The organism is Azospirillum brasilense (assembly GCF_001315015.1).
Taxonomy (GTDB): Bacteria; Pseudomonadota; Alphaproteobacteria; order Azospirillales; family Azospirillaceae; genus Azospirillum; species Azospirillum brasilense.
The window spans coordinates 363,972-379,791 of sequence record NZ_CP012916.1 but is presented as its reverse complement, the minus strand read 5'-3'; the positions used below and the strand labels follow the sequence as shown (position 1 = coordinate 379,791).

Annotated in this window: 9 protein-coding genes; 7 read left to right on the top strand and 2 right to left on the bottom strand. The window is 71.4% G+C overall.

Going from position 1 to position 15,820, the window contains the following annotated elements; translation table 11 throughout:
• The first annotated feature begins 130 nt into the window (after window positions 1-130).
• From AMK58_RS23135 to fes, 7 genes are read left to right on the top strand one after another with little or no spacing between them, the layout of a single operon-like run.
• Window positions 131-1,336, top strand: coding sequence for an isochorismate synthase (locus AMK58_RS23135; protein WP_051140657.1), 1,206 nt, complete (start codon window positions 131-133; stop codon window positions 1,334-1,336).
• Window positions 1,333-2,970 carry a (2,3-dihydroxybenzoyl)adenylate synthase gene (locus AMK58_RS23130; protein ID WP_059399507.1) on the top strand — a complete coding sequence of 546 codons (1,638 nt, stop codon included), beginning with the start codon at window positions 1,333-1,335 and terminating at the stop codon, window positions 2,968-2,970. The genes AMK58_RS23135 and AMK58_RS23130 overlap by 4 nt, the downstream gene beginning before the upstream one ends.
• Complete coding sequence (locus AMK58_RS23125) at window positions 2,967-3,842, top strand: isochorismatase family protein (RefSeq protein ID WP_035679366.1); 876 nt, start codon at window positions 2,967-2,969, stop codon at window positions 3,840-3,842. The genes AMK58_RS23130 and AMK58_RS23125 overlap by 4 nt, the downstream gene beginning before the upstream one ends.
• Window positions 3,839-4,606: a 2,3-dihydro-2,3-dihydroxybenzoate dehydrogenase gene (gene dhbA / locus AMK58_RS23120; protein WP_035679368.1), complete on the top strand. Its 768-nt coding sequence runs from the start codon at window positions 3,839-3,841 to the stop codon at window positions 4,604-4,606. Before AMK58_RS23125 ends, dhbA begins: the two co-directional genes overlap by 4 nt.
• A 25-nt stretch (window positions 4,607-4,631) precedes the next feature.
• Window positions 4,632-4,838 (top strand): MbtH family protein, encoded by a 207-nt coding sequence (locus AMK58_RS23115; RefSeq protein ID WP_035679370.1) that lies wholly within the window; start codon window positions 4,632-4,634, stop codon window positions 4,836-4,838.
• Window positions 4,839-4,870: 32 nt separating this feature from the next.
• Entirely contained in the window at window positions 4,871-12,064 is a 7,194-nt protein-coding gene (locus AMK58_RS23110; RefSeq protein WP_059399506.1) for a non-ribosomal peptide synthetase, read from the top strand.
• An 8-nt stretch (window positions 12,065-12,072) separates the two neighbouring features.
• Window positions 12,073-13,749, top strand: a complete 1,677-nt coding sequence (fes, locus tag AMK58_RS23105; protein WP_051140660.1) for an enterochelin esterase — start codon at window positions 12,073-12,075, stop codon at window positions 13,747-13,749.
• Here the strand turns inward: fes and mmsB are convergent.
• Both mmsB and AMK58_RS23095 read right to left on the bottom strand, forming a co-directional pair.
• Window positions 13,724-14,614: a 3-hydroxyisobutyrate dehydrogenase gene (gene mmsB / locus AMK58_RS23100; RefSeq protein WP_035679372.1), complete on the bottom strand. Its 891-nt coding sequence runs from the start codon at window positions 14,612-14,614 to the stop codon at window positions 13,724-13,726. The genes fes and mmsB overlap by 26 nt on opposite strands.
• A gap of 44 nt (window positions 14,615-14,658) precedes the next feature.
• A complete protein-coding gene (locus AMK58_RS23095) occupies window positions 14,659-15,798 on the bottom strand; it encodes an isobutyryl-CoA dehydrogenase (protein WP_035679374.1) in 1,140 nt (379 codons plus the stop codon).
• Between the last annotated feature and the right edge of the window lie 22 nt (window positions 15,799-15,820).

Here is a 15,820-nt window from a genome sequence, read left to right as displayed (position 1 = left end):
ACACCGCTCATGGCCCTGGCAGAACGCCGGTGGTGATTCCCGCGCCCACACGGACCGATGGCGGCGCACTTTTTCCGAACATGTCAACGTCGTCCGCCCTGGCGGATGGACAGTGGAGGCTCGTGTTTCCATGGACGTTCTACCCCTGCCCACCGGGGAGCGGCCGCCCGGCGGCCGTTCCGACCCGGATTTCGCCTTCGCCTCGCGCGGCCGCGTCCTGAAAGCCTACGGCGTGAATGAGCGGCTCGACGTCGCCCTCGACGACCGCAGCTTCGCCGATGGCCGGTGGGAGGAAGCGCTGGACCGCGCCTTCCGCCGCCGCAAGGCCCAGGGTGTCGAGAATCCCATTCTGGTCGGCACCGTCCCCTTCGACGGACGCCAGCACGCCCGCCTGTTCATCCCCGACCATTGCGATTACGAGGACGCCGGCCGCATGGCCGCCGACCCCGACCCCGTCGCTTTGAAAGCCATCGAGGAGACGGTGGGGCGCAACGCCTTCGAAGCGGCGGTGACCCAGGCCATCGGCCTGTTCCGCGACACCGCGTTGAAGAAGGTCGTTCTGTCGCGCCCGCTCGACGTGGAAGCGCGCGAGGCCTTCGCGCCGGGCCGCCTGCTGCGCGCCCTGCTGCGGCAGAATCCCGGCGCCCACGTCTTCGCGGCCCCGGTCGCCTACGGCCAGACCCTGGTGGGGGCAAGCCCGGAACTGCTGATCCGCAAGACCGGGCGGACCGTGGTCAGCAATCCGCTGGCCGGGTCCGCCCCACGCAGCCCGTCCGCCGAGGTGGAGCGCCAGCGCACCGCCGCCCTGCTCGCCTCCACGAAGGACCGGACGGAGCACCGCTACGTCGTCGATGCCGTGTGCGCGGCGCTCGCCGGCCATTGCAGCCCGTTGTCCGTTCCGGACGCGCCCAGCGTGATCCGCACCCCGACCATGCTGCATCTGTCCACCGAACTGACTGGTGAGCTGGTCGATCCCACGGTGTCGTCGCTGCGGCTCGCCCACGCGCTGCACCCGACGCCGGCGATCTGCGGCACGCCGACCGGCCTCGCCCGCGACGCCATCGACCGGCTGGAGGGCTACGCCCGCAACTGGTACGGCGGCATGGTCGGCTGGATGGACAGCCGGGGCAACGGCGAATGGGCGCTGTCCATCCGCTGCGGGCTGGTCCAGGGCCGGCATCTGCGCCTCTACGCCGGGGCCGGCGTCGTCGCGGACTCCGACCCGGCGGCGGAGTGGGAGGAGACGGCGGCCAAGCTGACCACCATGCTGAACCTGTTTGGCGTCGCGTCCGCCCAGCCCTCCAACACCGACCTTCCGGTGGAGTTGGCGTCGTGACCATTCCCTTCACGCCCTGGCCCGCCGCGTTCGCGGAGCACTACCGCGCCAAGGGCTACTGGACCGGCGACCCGCTGACCGACGTGATCGACCGCCACCGGGGTGCTGCGGCGGAGGCCACCGCGATCCTCTGCGGGGAGCGCCGGTTCCGCTACGCCGACCTGCAGAGCCTGTCGCTCCGTCTGGCCGCCGCCTTCCGCGCCCGTGGCCTGCGGCCCGGCGACACGGCGTTGGTCCGGCTGCCCAACCGCGCGGAGTTCTACTTGGTTTTCTTCGCCCTGCTGCGCTGCGGGGTGGTGCCGGTCAACGCGCTGAACAGCCACGGCGTCTATGAGCTGACCGCCTACGCGCGCCAGATCGAGCCGGCGCTGGCCGTGCTGCCGGCGGCGGAGCCGTCCCTGGTCGCCCTGATGGCGCAGATGGTCGGGCCGGAACGGCTGCTCCTGCTCGGCGCGCCGTCCGACGACGGGATCGGCGGCTTCGCCTGGGCCGATGGCGATGCGCCGGCGGAGGACGCCGCCGGGCCGGACCCGTCCGCCGACTTGGCCGCCGACCCGTCCGGCGTGGCCTTCTTCCAACTGTCCGGTGGCAGCACCGGCACGCCGAAGCTGATCCCACGCACCCACGACGACTATCTCTACAGCGTCCGCCGCAGCGTCGATGTCTGCGGGCTGGACGGGTCCTGCCGCTTCCTCTGCGCCCTGCCGGCGCCGCACAACTTCACGCTCAGCTCGCCCGGCGCGCTCGGCGTGTTCCATGCCGGCGGCACGGTGGTGATGGCCGGCGACCCCAGCCCCGCCACCTGTTTCCCGCTGATCGCGCGCCACCGGGTCACCTGGGCGGCGCTGGTCCCGCCGATGCTGTCGGTCTGGCTGGAGGCCGCCGGCGGCGCCGAGGACCTGTGGAGCCTGGAGGTCGTCCAGGTGGGCGGCGCCAAGCTCAGCCCCGCCGTCGCCGAGCGGGTGCCGGAGCGGCTGGGCTGCCGTCTCCAGCAGGTCTTTGGGATGGCGGAAGGGCTGGTGAACTACACGCGGCTCGACGACGATGCCTGGACGGTGGTCAACACCCAGGGCCGCCCGATGAGTCCCGACGACGAGATCCGCATCCTCGACGCCGCGGGCCACCCGGTCCCACCCGGCGCGGTGGGGGAACTGTGGACCCGTGGCCCCTACACCTTCCGCGGCTATTACAAGGCCGACGCGCACAACGCCCGCGTCTTCGACGCCGAGGGATTCTATTGCAGCGGCGATCTGGTCAGCCTGGCGCCGGGCGGCAACCTCGTCGTCTGCGGGCGCAACAAGGACCAGATCAACCGCGGCGGCGAGAAGATCGACGCGCAGGAGGTCGAAGACCTGCTGGCCGCCCACCCCGCGGTGGGCCACGCCGCCGTCGTCGCCATGCCCGACGCGCTGATGGGCGAGCGGTCCTGCGCCTTCGTGATCGCCCCGCCCGGCACCAAGCCGTCGGAGCTGCGCCGCTTCCTGCGCGGCCACGGGCTGGCCGACTTCAAGCTGCCCGACCGCTTCGTCTTCGTCCCGGACCTGCCCAAGACCGCCGTCGGCAAGGTCGACAAGCAGACCCTGCGCGAGCGTGCGCGCCAAGACAACGCATCCATGGAAACGACCGCATCATGACCATCCGATCCATCGCCCCCTACGCCCTGCCCACCGCGGCGGACCTGCCGCAGGACAAGGTGTCCTGGAGCGTCGACCCCGCCCGCGCGGTCCTGCTGATCCACGACATGCAGGACTATTTCGTCGGCTTCTACGGCGCGGCGAACCCGGCCATCGTCGGGTGCATCGACCGGATCGTCCGGCTGAAGCGCCATCTGAAGGCGCTGGGCGCGCCGGTCGTCTACACGGCCCAGCCGCCGGTGCAGTCCGACGCCGACCGCGGCCTGCTGAACGACATGTGGGGGCCGGGTCTGACGGCCAAGCCGGATCTGGCGGGCATCGTCGCCCCGCTGGCCCCGGACGCCGACGACCGTGTGCTGACCAAATGGCGCTACAGCGCCTTCTTCCGCGCGCCACTGGCCGAGATGATGGCGGAGTCCGGGCGCGACCAGCTCCTGATCTGCGGGATCTACGCGCACATCGGCGTGATGCAGACGGCGCTGGACGCCTTCATGCGCGGCATCAAGCCCTTCCTGATCGCCGACGCCATCGCCGACTTCTCGCGCGAGGATCACATGATGGCGCTGCGCTACGTCGCCCGCAACGCCGGGCGGACCATCCATTCCGACAGCCTGCTGGCCGCTCCCGCGGCGGTGCTGAGCAAGGAAGGGCTGCGGCGCATCCTGCTGGCTTCGCTCGACGACGTGCCGGGCGACGACGACAACCTGATGGACTTCGGCCTCGACTCCATCGCGGTGATGCAGGTGGTGGACCGCTGGAAGGCCGCGGGGGTCGAGATCGGCTTCGCCGAGCTGGCCGCGCAGCCGAGCATCAACGGCTGGTGGGCGCTGATCGAACCCCGTCTGGCCGCGTCCGGGCGCGTGGCGGCATGACGGACGTCGCGGGCCGGACCGTCTGGGTGACCGGCGCCGGGCAAGGGATCGGGCGGGCCGTGGCCGACCTGTTCCACGCCCGCGGCGCCATCGTCGTCGCCTTCGACCGCCACTGGCATGACGGCGGCGAGGATAGCGGCGAGCGGCCCTACCGCGCCGTGCCGCTGGACATCGCCGACGCCGGCGCGGTCGCCGGAACCTGCGAAGCGCTGTTCGCCGAGGGCACGCGGATCGACGTCCTGGCCAACGTCGCCGGCATCCTGCGCATGGGGCCGGTGGAGGCGATGACCGACGCCGACTGGCACGACAGCTTCGCCGTCAACGTGGCCGGTCCCTTCCACATGATGCGGGCGGTGATCCCGGCCTTCAAAAACGGCGGGAAGGGCGGCGCCATCGTCAGCGTGTCGTCCAACGCCGCCCATGTGCCGCGGATCGGCATGGCCGCCTACGGCGCGTCGAAGGCGGCGTTGACCAGCCTGACCATGGCGGTGGGGCTGGAGCTGGCGCCCCACGGCGTGCGCTGCAACGTCGTTTCCCCCGGCTCCACCGACACGCCCATGCAGCGTGCGCTGTGGAGCGGGCCGGACGGTGCGGCGCAGACCATCCGGGGCAATCCCGGCCAGCACAAGCTCGGCATCCCGCTCGGCAAGCTCGCCACGCCGCGCGACGTGGCGGAGACGGTCGTCTTCCTCGCCTCCCCCGCCGCCGGCCACATCACGCTCGCCGACCTTCTGGTGGACGGCGGGGCGACGCTGGGGCGCTAGCCTCTTCATTCCAGGGACATCCCCGATGACCAACGACCAGTATGTGAACCCCTTCGACGACGAGCGCCACGACTTCCTGGCGTTGGCGAACGCTGCCGGCCAGTTCAGCCTGTGGCCGTGCTTCGCCGCGGTGCCGGAGGGCTGGACCGCCGTCTTCGGCCCCGCCGGGCGCGCCGCCTGCCTCGACCACATCGAGGCCGCCTGGACCGACCTCACCCCCGCCGCCGCCTGACGGCTTTTCAAAGCACTCACGAGGACAGGGCCATGCGCATCATCCCCCTCCTGGGCACGCAACTGGGCATCTGGCTGGCGGATCAGGTCGCGGCCCGGAAGAACGCCTATGTCATCGCCCACGCCGTCGAGCTGAACGGCGCCATCGACGCCGTGCGCCTGTCGCGGGCCATCCGCGACGGGCTGGCGGAGGCCGACACGGTGACCGCGCGCTTCGCCGAGCTGGACGGCCGCGTCGTCCAGATTCTGGGCGGCGGCAACGCGGCGGCGGAGCCGGAGCGCATCGATCTGACCAGCGTTCCCGACCCGGAAGAGGCGGCGCGCGCCGTCATGGCCGACGATCTGGCCGACGACCTGCCCGCCGACGGCGACCGTCCTCTGTGCCGCCAGATCCTGTTCGACGTCACCGGGGCGGATGGAGCGCCGCGGTGGATCTGGTACCAGCGCTACCATCACATCATGCTGGACGGCTACAGCTTCAACGCGCTGACCCGCCGCATCGCCGATCTCTACGGCGCGGCTGTCGAGGGGCGGACGCCGGCCCCCTGCCCCTTCGTCTCCGTCGCCGCGGTGGCGGAGGAGGAAGCGGCCTATCTCGAGTCCGACGCGCTGGTCCGCGACCGCGCCTACTGGAGCGGGCTGTGCCGGGACTTTCCAGCGCCGCTGACCCTCTCCGTCCAAGGCGCCAAGCCGACCGAGCAGCAGGCGACGTCGGAGGTGGTGGCCCACGCCGCCGCCCTGCCCGACCCGCTGGCCCGCGCGCTTGGCAAGCTGGCGGAGACTTGCGGCGTGTCGGTCGCCGATCTGGCGATGGCCGGCATCGCCGTCTATCTGCACCGGCTGTCCGGCGATCCCCGCCCGGTGGTGGGCGTGCCCTTCATGCGGCGCATGGGCTCCGCCGCCGTCCATGCCATGGCGCCGGTGGTCAACGTCCTGCCGGTGCGCATCGACCTGACCGGCGCCGGCACGCTGGCCGAGGCCGCCGGTCGGGTGCGGGCCGCGCTGCGGGAAGCGCGCCGGCATCAGCGCTATGACGCGGAGCGCATCCCCCGCGACCTGGGGCAGGTCGGGTCGGGCAAGGCGCTCTACGGCCCGGTGGTCAATTACCGCCTGTTCGATTACGACCTGGACTTCGCGGGCGTGGAGGCGGTCACCCACCATCTGGCGACCGGCCCGGTGGACGACTTCGAATTCGGCCTGATGACCCGCGGCGGCAGCATCGCGCTGGAGCTGCGCGCCGACCGCACCCGCTACGCAGTGGGCGAACTGGCCCGCCACGCCCGGCGCCTGATCCGGCTGCTCGACGCCGCTGTGACCGGCGCCCCGTTGGACGCCTTGCCGGTGATGGATGCGGAGGAGGAAACGGCCATCGCCGGCTGGTCCAGCGGCCCCGTCTTCGCCGCGCCGGAGCGCCCGGAGACCCTGGTGGAGGTTCTGGACCGCCAGTCCGCCGAGACCCCGGAGGCCACGGCGCTGGTGTTCGGCGACACCCGCATCCCCTTCGCGGAGCTGTCGGGCGCGGTGTCGCGGCTGGCGCGCCTGTTGATCGCTCGCGGCGTCGGCCCCGGCGACGTGGTGGCGGTGGCGGTTCCGCGCTCCGCCGACGCGGTGGTCGCCATGCTGGCCGTGCTGGCGAGCGGCGCCACCCACCTGCCGCTGGACCTCGACTACCCCACCGAGCGGCTGGCGATGATGTGCGAGGATGCCGGGCCGCGCTGCGCGCTGACCTGGGCCTCGGTGGCCGGGCGCTTACCCGCCGGACTGGAGGCGCTGTGCCTGGACGACGCCGACCTGCTGGCCGCCTGCGCCGCCCTGCCCGGCGGCCCCATCGCGGCGGCGGAGCGCAAGGCGCCCCTGCGACCCGGCCACGTCGCCACCATCATCTTCACTTCCGGCTCCACCGGGCGCCCGAAGGGGGTGATGAACACCCACGGCGCACTGCTGAACCTGCTGCTGTCCCACACGGCGACGGTCTATGGCCCGGCGCTGGAGGCCGTCCGGCGCCGCCATGGGTCGCGCGTCCTCAGGGCCGCGCACACCCATTCCTTCGCCTTCGATTCCTCCTGGCTGCAGATTTTCTGGATGCTGCTGGGGCAGGAGCTTCACGTCTTCGACGAGGAGATGCGGCGCGACGCCCACGCGCTGGTGCGGGAGGTGCGGAGCCGGCGCATCGACGCCATGGATCTGCCGCCGTCCTTCTGCGCGCAGATGCTGGCTTGCGGCCTGATGGAGCCGGGCCATCACCAGCCGACGCTGATCCTGATCGGCGGCGAGGCGGCCTCCCCCGCCCTGTGGGCGGAGCTGCGCGGCCATGCCGACCTGATGGCGGTGAATCTCTACGGGCCGACCGAGAACACGGTGGACACGCTGCGCGCGCCCGTCACGGCGGCCGAGCGCCCGGTGGTCGGGCGGCCGGTCGGCAATGTGCGGGTCCATGTGCTGGACACCCGGCTGCGCCCGGTGCCGGTGGGCGCCGTGGGTGAGCTGTACATCGGCGGCGCCGGTCTGGCGGCGGGCTATGTGGGCCGTCCGGGACTGACCGCCCAGCGCTTCGTCGCCGATCCGTTCGGATCGGGTGGGCGGCTCTACCGCACCGGCGATCTGGTGCGCTGGACCGCCGACGGGCAGATCGACTTCATCGGGCGCGCCGACCACCAGATCAAGGTCCGCGGCTACCGCATCGAAATCCCGGAGGTGGAGGCCGCTCTGCACCGCCTGCCCGGCGTGTCGGGCGCGCTGGTGGTGGCGGAGGCGGTGAACGCCAGCCATCGGCTGATCGCCTACTGCACCCTGGCCGAGGGGGCGGATCGGACGTCCCGCGACCTGCTGCATGGACTGCGCGAGCGGTTGCCCGACTACATGGTGCCCTCGGCGCTGGTGGTGCTGGACGCCTTCCCGCTGACCGTCAACGGCAAGGTGGACCGGGCGCGCCTGCCCGCCCCGGCGGCGGAGAGCGGCGGTGCTGCCCCCGCCACCCCGGCGGAGGCTCTGCTCTGCCGCGCCATGGCGACGGTTCTGCAGTTGCCGTCGGTGGGCGCGGATGCCGATTTCTTCGCGCTTGGCGGCGACAGCATCAGCGCCATCGCGCTGGGCAGCGCCCTGCGCGTCCACGGGTTCGAGCTGCGCCCCCGCGACGTCTTCGCCGGGCGCGACCCGCGGCGCATGGCGCTCGCCCTGAAGGCGCTGGTTGTGGAAAGCCGGACCGCCACAGCGCCGTCCGCCGTCGATCGGACGGCGCTGGAGGTCCGTCACGGCCCGGTCGCCGCGGCGGTGCCGCTGCTGCCTTTGCAGAAGGGCATGCTGTTCCAGAGCCAGCTCGGCGGAAAGGCCAGCGCCTACAACGCCTTCACCGCTCTCGACCTCGACGGGCCGCTGGACGCGGAGCGGTTAGGGCGGGCCTTCGACGCGGTGCTGCGCCGTCACCCGCAGCTTGCCGGGCTGTTCGACCATGACGCCCACGGCGAGCCGCTGCTGGTCATCCCCACCCTGCCGGACGGCAGCGCCGGGCTGTGGCCCTTCGAGCGGCACGACCTGTCGGGCATGACACCGGAGGCCCGCGCCGCGGAACTGGCCCGCATCGAGGCCACGGCGGCGGAGCGCGCCAACCCGACGGACCGTTTCCTGGGTCTTGTGAAGGCCATCCTCGTCCGCACCGCGCCCGACCGTCATCGGCTGCTGATCGCCGTGCATCATCTGGTGGTCGATGGCTGGTCCACGCCGCTGCTGCTGCGCGACCTGTTGACCGCCTATGGACAGGGTCCCGACGCGCTGACGCCCCTGGCCATCGGCTATCCGGCGGTGGTCCACGGCCTGCTGGCCCGCGACCGGGCCGCGAGCCGGGACGCCTGGGGCGCTGCGCTGGCCGGGGCCACCCCGACCGTCCTGTTCGACCCGGCCCGGTCCGGCGGCGACACGCCGATGGAGGAGTCGGAGCTGGCCCTGCCGGCGGAGCTGACCGACGCCCTGCTCTACCGGCTGCGGGCGGAGGGGCTGACGCTGAACGCGCTGATGCAGGCGGTGTGGGCGCTTGTGCTGAGCAATCTGGCGGGGTGCGACGACGTGCTGTTCGGCACGCCGGTCTCCGGGCGCTCCGCCGCCGTTCCTGGCCTGGAGAAGCAAGTCGGCCTGTTCCTGAACACCTTGCCGGTGCGGGTGGCGCTGGACCCGGCGCGACCGCTGTGGCCGCAGCTTCCCGCCATTCAGGAACGCCACATCGCGCTGATGGAGCACGACGGCTTGGGCCTGTCGGAGCTTCAGGCGACGGCGGGCGGCGCCGCGCTGTTCGACACCCTGCTGGTCGTGGAGAATTACCCGGACAGCGGATACGAGGCCCTCGACCTCGGCGGCGTCCGCGTTTCCGGCGTCCACAACCGCGGCTACAGCCACTACCCGCTGGCCCTTCTGGTCCTGCCGGGTCGGGAACTGACCCTGCTGGTGGAGAACCGCGGCGCGGTCCCCGACGCGGCGGCGCTGGCGGAGCGGGTCCGCGGCCTGCTGACCACGCTGATCCGCCATCCCGGGACGCCCGTGGCCGCCCTGCCGACCCTGACGGAGGGGGAGCGGCGGCACCTTGCTGCGGTGAACGCCACCGCGCGGGCGGTGCCCCGGACCACGCTGCGCGACCTCCTCGTCGCGCAGGCGGCGCGCACGCCGGACGCCGTTGCGCTGGAGGATGAGCGGGAGAGCCTGACCTTCCGCGCGGTGCGGCGGCGGGTGACCGCTCTGGCCGGGCAACTGCGCACCCTGGGGGTGCGTCCTGGCGATGTGGTGGCGGTGGGCGTGCCGCGCTCCGCGTCCCTCAGCCTGTCGATCCTGGCGGTCATCGAGGCGGGAGCGGCCTATCTGCCGCTCGACCTCGGCTACCCGGCGGAGCGGCTGGCCTTCATGTTGTCCGACGCCCGCCCGCGGGTGCTGATGACCGATGCGGCCTCGCGCCCGCTGTTCGGCGACGCGGTGCCGGTGCTGTTCGTCGATGAGGACGGCGGGGCGGTGGCCCGCGTGGTGGATGAATCGCCTGTCCTTGCGGACGAGCTGACGCCGGAGCACCCGGCCTACATCATCTACACCAGCGGCACCACCGGACGGCCCAAGGGCGTGGCGGTGTCGCACGGCGCCATCGTCAACCGCATCCTATGGATGCAGAGCGAGTATCCCCTGGGGCCGGACGACGCGATCCTGCAAAAGACGCCCTGTGGCTTCGACGTGTCGGTGTGGGAGTTCTTCTGGTCCTTCCTGGTCGGGGCCCGGCTGGTCATGGCGCCGCCCGAGGCCCACCGCGACCCGGCGGCCCTGGTCTGGCTGATCGAGGATCACCGCATCACCACGATCCATTTCGTGCCGTCGATGCTGGCCCTGTTCACCGCCAGCGTGATCGAAAGCCACGGTCCCGACGCCCCCATGTGCACCAGCCTGACCCGCGTCTTCTGCAGCGGCGAGGCGCTGGGGCGGAGCCTGTCGCGCGCCTTCGCCGACCGCTTCGGCGCGGAGCTGCACAACCTCTACGGCCCGACCGAGGCGGCGGTGGACGTCACCTGTTGCCCGGCGTCAGGCGCCTGGATCGAGGGGGACGGCGGGGTTCCCATCGGCAAGCCGGTGTGGAACACGCAGCTCCGCATCCTCGACCACGCCCTGCGACCGGTGCCGCCGGGCGCGGTGGGGGAGCTGCATCTATGCGGCGACCAGCTCGCCATCGGCTATCTCGGGCGGCCCGGCCTGACCGCGTCGCGCTTCGTCGCCGATCCCTTCGATCCGGGTCGGCGCATGTACCGCACGGGCGACCTCGCCCGCTGGCTGCCGGACGGCTCGGTCGAATATCTGGGCCGCACCGACCATCAGGTGAAGATCCGCGGCCAGCGCATCGAGCTGGGCGAGATCGAAAGCGCGCTGGCCGCCCTGCCCGGCGTGGCCCAGGCGGTGGTGTCCGCCGTGGCGCTGGGCGACGGCGGGTCCGAGCCGGGCATGGACCGGCGCCAGCTCGTCGCCCATCTCGTCCCGGCGGCGGGGCAAACGGTGGACGAGGCCGCCATCCGCGCCGCCCTGCGGGACACACTGCCGCCGCACATGCTGCCCGCCGCCTATGTGACGCTGGCCGCCCTGCCCCTGTCGCCGAACGGCAAGCTGGACCGCAAGGCCCTGCCCCTCCCCGCGGCGGGCACCCAGGCGACCTTGTCGGGCCGTCCACCGGCGCCGGGGCTGGAAAGCCGTCTGGCGGTCCTCTTCGCCGAACTGCTGGAGTTGGAGCGGGTCGGCGCGGACGACGATTTCTTCGCCATCGGCGGCCATTCGCTGCTGGCGATGCGGCTGGCGGCGCGCATCCGCCGCGACCTGGGCCAGCCGGTGGCGGTCAGCCAGATCATGGTCGCCCCCACCGTCGCCCGGCTGGCCGCCCTGCTGGCCAAAACCCAACTGACGGAAGCGGGCGGGCGGGACGAACCGGCGAATCTCGGTTTCGCGCCGGTGATCCGCTTGCGCGACGGGTCGGGGCCGCCGCTGATCTGCCTCTATCCGGGCTCGGGCCTGTCCTGGCAGTACAGCGTGCTGTCGCGTTACCTGAGCGGCGACCGGCCCATCGTCGGCCTGCAATCGCCGCGCCCCAACGGCCCGCTGGCGCTCAGCGCCGACCTTGACGCGCTGTGCGACCGCCAGCTCGCCATCCTGCGCGAGGTGCAGCCGCATGGACCGTACCATCTGCTGGGCTATTCGCTGGGCGGAACGGTGGCCTACGGCCTGGCGGTGCGGCTGCGACGGATGGGCGAGCGGGTGGACTTCCTCGGCCTGCTCGACACCTACCCGGCGGAGGCCCACGACTGGAGCGGGCTGGGCCGCACCGACGCCGACCGGGCGGCCGAGCGCGAGCAGGAACAGTTCCTGGGCGACGCCCTGGCCGACGTGATGGACGAGGATCTGCGGCGGGAGAAGGTGGAGATGTTCGGCCACATCTTCGGCAACTACAAGGACGCCGTCCGGGTTCTCTCGAAGGCCCGCACCCCCGCTTACGACGGCGAACTGACGCTGTTCGTGGCCGAGAAGTCGATCCCGCCGGAAATCGACCCCGAGGGAAGCTGGACAGGCCGCGTCGGACACCTGTCCGTCCACCGCCTGCCCCATTGCTCGCATGAGGACATCATCGCGCCGGCCTCGCTTCGGATCGTCGGGCCCTTGCTCGACCGGGTGATCGCGACGACGGCCACTGACGCGGAACCGGCCCGTGCTGCGGTAGGCGGATGACGCGCCGGATGCTCATGGAACGCGTGAAACGCCTGATGGTCCTGGGAGTCGTGATGATGGTTCCGAACGGTTGCGCGGTGATGCCGGACCGCTCCCCGCTTGTCCTTGACGTTCCTGTCTCCGGGACGGAGCGCGATGCCGTCCATTCCCTGGAGCTCGATGATGGCGACTATGTGGAAGGCGTTCTCGATTCAGGAGCGGACGTTGCGGATCTGCGGCTGATCGACCAGGACGGACGCCCCATCCGTCTGCTGCTGAACGGCACGGCGGGGCGGGAGGTCTTCCGTTTCGTCACCAAGCCCGGCATGGCGGCGCTGCGCGTCACGCTGCCCGCGTCCGGCGGCTATCGGCTGACGCTGACCCGCCGCATCGCCGTGGCGGACCAGCATCCCGTCCGTCAGGGGCACCTGAGCCCGACCATCGCCGCTCTGGCGGAAACGGTGAAGCGCGGCGGCAGCACCGATGCCTTCTGGCAGGACGTGGCCCGGCGCGGCACGCCCTTGGTGGAACCATTGAAGGACGCGCCCGGATCGGGCCAGGTCGCAATGACCTTCCTGGCGCGGGGCGCCCGCCGCAACGTGCGCCTGCTCGGGGGGCCGACATCCAACCATGAAAATCTCGAACGGCTGGGCCAGAGCGACGTTTGGTTCAAGAGCTTCATCGTCCCCGTCTCCACCCGCCTGTCCTACCAGATCGCGCCCGACGTGCCGGACTTTCCCGGCACCTGCCGCGAATGCCGGATGGCGATCCTGGCGCAGCTTCAGGCCGATCCGTTGAATCACCGTCCCTGGCCGTCCGACGCCCCCGATCGCTACAATCAGGTTTCCCTGGTGGAGCTGCCCGACGCCCCGCTCCAGCCCGGACTGGAAAGCGTTTGGGCCGAACCGGCAGGACGGCTCATCGCGGAACGCTTCACCAGCCGCATTCTGGGCAACACGCGCAACGTTACGGTCTACGCACCGCCCGGTGTCGATCCGGCGGGCAAGGACACCATTCTGCTGCTGCTGTTCGACGGGCCGGACTATCTCGACCGGCGCGCGCCGGTTCCAACCATGCTCGACCGGCTGACCGGCGGTGGCCGTCTGCCGCCGACCGTCGCCGTTTTCATCGCCAACCCAACCGCCGAAGCGCGGGAACGCGAATTGCCAGCCAATCCCGCTTTCGCCACGATGCTCGCCGACGAGCTTCTTCCCTGGTTGAGGGAGCGGGCGAGCATCCGGTCCCGGCCCGACCGGACGGTTCTGGCCGGGTCCAGCTATGGCGGTCTGGCGGCGGTGTCCGCGGCGCTGGCCCGTCCGGACCGGTTTGGAAACGCGCTTTCCATGTCCGGCTCCTTCTGGTGGCATCCGGCCGATGCGCCGCCGGACCGTCCGGAGCATATGGCCGGTCTGGTGGCGTCGCGCGATCGCCGCCCGGTGCGTTTTTTCCTCAGCGCCGGCTTGTTCGAAGCCGGAGGCGACGGCGAGATCGGCATCCTTGAAACCTCCCGCCACCTGCGGGATGTGCTGGAGGCCAAAGGCTACGAGGTCGCCTACCGCGACTATGCCGCCGGGCACGACCTGTTCGCTTGGCGCGGTGCGCTGGGCGACGGTTTGCTGGCGCTGTTCGGGGACGGTTCGGGCGCTGTCCTCTACGGACACAGCGCCCAAGCGCCCGGCCTCAAGACTTCCCGCGCAGCAGATTGACGATGCCGGAGAAATCCTTGCCCCCGAAGCCGGCGTTGCAGAACAGCGCATACATCTGCGCAGCCTCGCCGCCGAGCGGCAGCGGGCTGCCGGTGCTCTGCCCGGCCTCTACCGCCAGCTTCAGGTCCTTCAGCATCAGCGCCGCGGCGAAGCCCGGCTGGTAGTCGCGGTTGGCCGGGGAGGTCGGGACCGGACCCGGCACCGGGCAATAGCTGGTCAGCGACCAGCACTGGCCCGACGACTTCGAGGCCACGTCGAAGAGCTTCTGCGAGTCCAGCCCCAGCTTCTCGGCAAGCGCGAAGGCTTCCGACACGCCGAGCATCGAGATGCCGAGGATCATGTTGTTGCAGATCTTCGCCGCTTGGCCGTTGCCCGGCCCGCCGGTGTGCACGATGGCCTTGCCCATCGCCGACAGGATCGGCTCGGCGCGGCGGAAGGCGGTGTCGCTGCCGCCGACCATGAAGGTCAGCGTCGCCGCCTCGGCCCCGCCGACGCCGCCCGACACCGGCGCGTCGACCATGGCGTGACCCGCCGCTTCCGCCGCCGCAGCGACGGCGCGGGCGCTGTCGACGTCCACGGTGGAGCTGTCGATGAACAGGCTGCCCGGCTTGGCCTTGGCGATGATGCCGTCCGGCGCCGTGTAGACCTCGCGCACATGCTTGCCGGCGGGCAGCATGGTCACGACCACTTCGGCCTCCCCCGCCGCGGCGCCGGGGCCGGTGGCGATGGTTGCGCCGGCGTCGCGCGCGGCGGTGCAGGCGGCCTCCGACAGGTCGAAGGCCAGGACGGTGTGGCCGGCCTTCAGCAGGTTGCGCATCATCGGCGCACCCATGTTGCCCAGCCCGATAAAGGCGATCGTCGCCATTGCGTTTCCCCTCGTCTTTTTGATGCCGTCTTATTGCGCTGCCGTCAGCCGCCGGTCAGATGGCGGGCGATGATGACGCGCATGATTTCGTTGGTGCCTTCGAGAATCTGGTGAACCCGCAGGTCGCGGAAAATCCGCTCGATCGGGTACTCCTTGATGTAGCCGTAGCCGCCGTGAAGCTGCAGCGCCTCGTTCACCACCTGGAACCCCGCGTCGGTGGCGAAGCGCTTGGCCATGGCGCAATGGGCGGTGGCCTCCGGCGATCCGGCGTCGAGGCTGGCGGCGGCGCGGTGCAGCATCAGCCGGGCGGCGTCCAGCTCCGTCGCCATGTCGGCCAGCTTGAACTGAAGCGCCTGGAAGGCGTTCAGCGGCTTGCCGAACTGCTTGCGCTCCGTGGTGTAGGCGATGGCTTGCTCCAGGCAGAAGCGCGCTCCGCCGACCGAGCAGGCGGCGATGTTCAGGCGGCCGCCGTCCAGCCCCTTCATGGCGATGCGGAAGCCCTCCCCCTCCTCGCCGATGCGGTTGGCGACAGGGACGCGGCAGTTCTCGAAGATGACCGCCGAGGTCGGCTGGCTCTTCCAGCCGAGCTTGTGCTCCTGCTTTCCGAAGGACAGGCCGGGCGTGCCTTTTTCCACGACGATGCAGGAGATGCCCTTGGGGCCGGGCTCGCCGGTGCGGACCATGCAGACATAGACGTCCGACGTGCCGCCGCCGGAGATGAAGGCCTTCGAGCCGTTCAGCACGTAATGGTCGCCGTCCCGCTCCGCCCGCGTGCGCAGCGAGGCCGCGTCGGACCCCGCCCCCGGCTCGGTCAGGCAATAGCTGGCGAAACGCTCCATGCTGGTCAGCCCCGGCAGGAAGCGCTCACGCTGCTCCGCGTTGCCGAAGCGGTCGATCATCCAGGAGGCCATGTTGTGGATGGAGATGTAGGCCGCCGTGGACGGGCAGGCCGCCGACAACTCCTCGAAGATCAGCGCCGCGTCCAGCCGCCCGAGTCCGGAGCCGCCGAACTCCTCCCCCACATAGATCCCGGCGAAGCCGAGTGCGGCGGCCTGCCGCAGGGTGTCGACGGGAAAGACGCTGTTTTCATCCCAGTGCGCGGCGTTCGGCGCCATTTCCTGCTGCGCGAAGTCGCGCGCCGTGTCGCGGAACGCCTGCTGCTCCTCTGAAAGCGCAAAATCCATGCGCATCCTCCCCAGAACCGCA

Bases quoted from the DNA above. Each gene is read 5' to 3' on its own strand.
- AMK58_RS23135 (WP_051140657.1), top strand. From the start codon at position 131: ATGGACGTTCTACCCCTGCCCACCGGGGAGCGGCCGCCCGGCGGCCGT.
- AMK58_RS23125 (WP_035679366.1), top strand. From the start codon at position 2,967: ATGACCATCCGATCCATCGCCCCCTACGCCCTGCCCACCGCGGCGGAC.
- dhbA (WP_035679368.1), top strand. From the start codon at position 3,839: ATGACGGACGTCGCGGGCCGGACCGTCTGGGTGACCGGCGCCGGGCAA.
- AMK58_RS23115 (WP_035679370.1), top strand. From the start codon at position 4,632: ATGACCAACGACCAGTATGTGAACCCCTTCGACGACGAGCGCCACGAC.
- AMK58_RS23110 (WP_059399506.1), top strand. From the start codon at position 4,871: ATGCGCATCATCCCCCTCCTGGGCACGCAACTGGGCATCTGGCTGGCG.
- fes (WP_051140660.1), top strand. From the start codon at position 12,073: ATGCTCATGGAACGCGTGAAACGCCTGATGGTCCTGGGAGTCGTGATG.
- mmsB (WP_035679372.1), bottom strand. From the start codon at position 14,614: ATGGCGACGATCGCCTTTATCGGGCTGGGCAACATGGGTGCGCCGATG.
- AMK58_RS23095 (WP_035679374.1), bottom strand. From the start codon at position 15,798: ATGGATTTTGCGCTTTCAGAGGAGCAGCAGGCGTTCCGCGACACGGCG.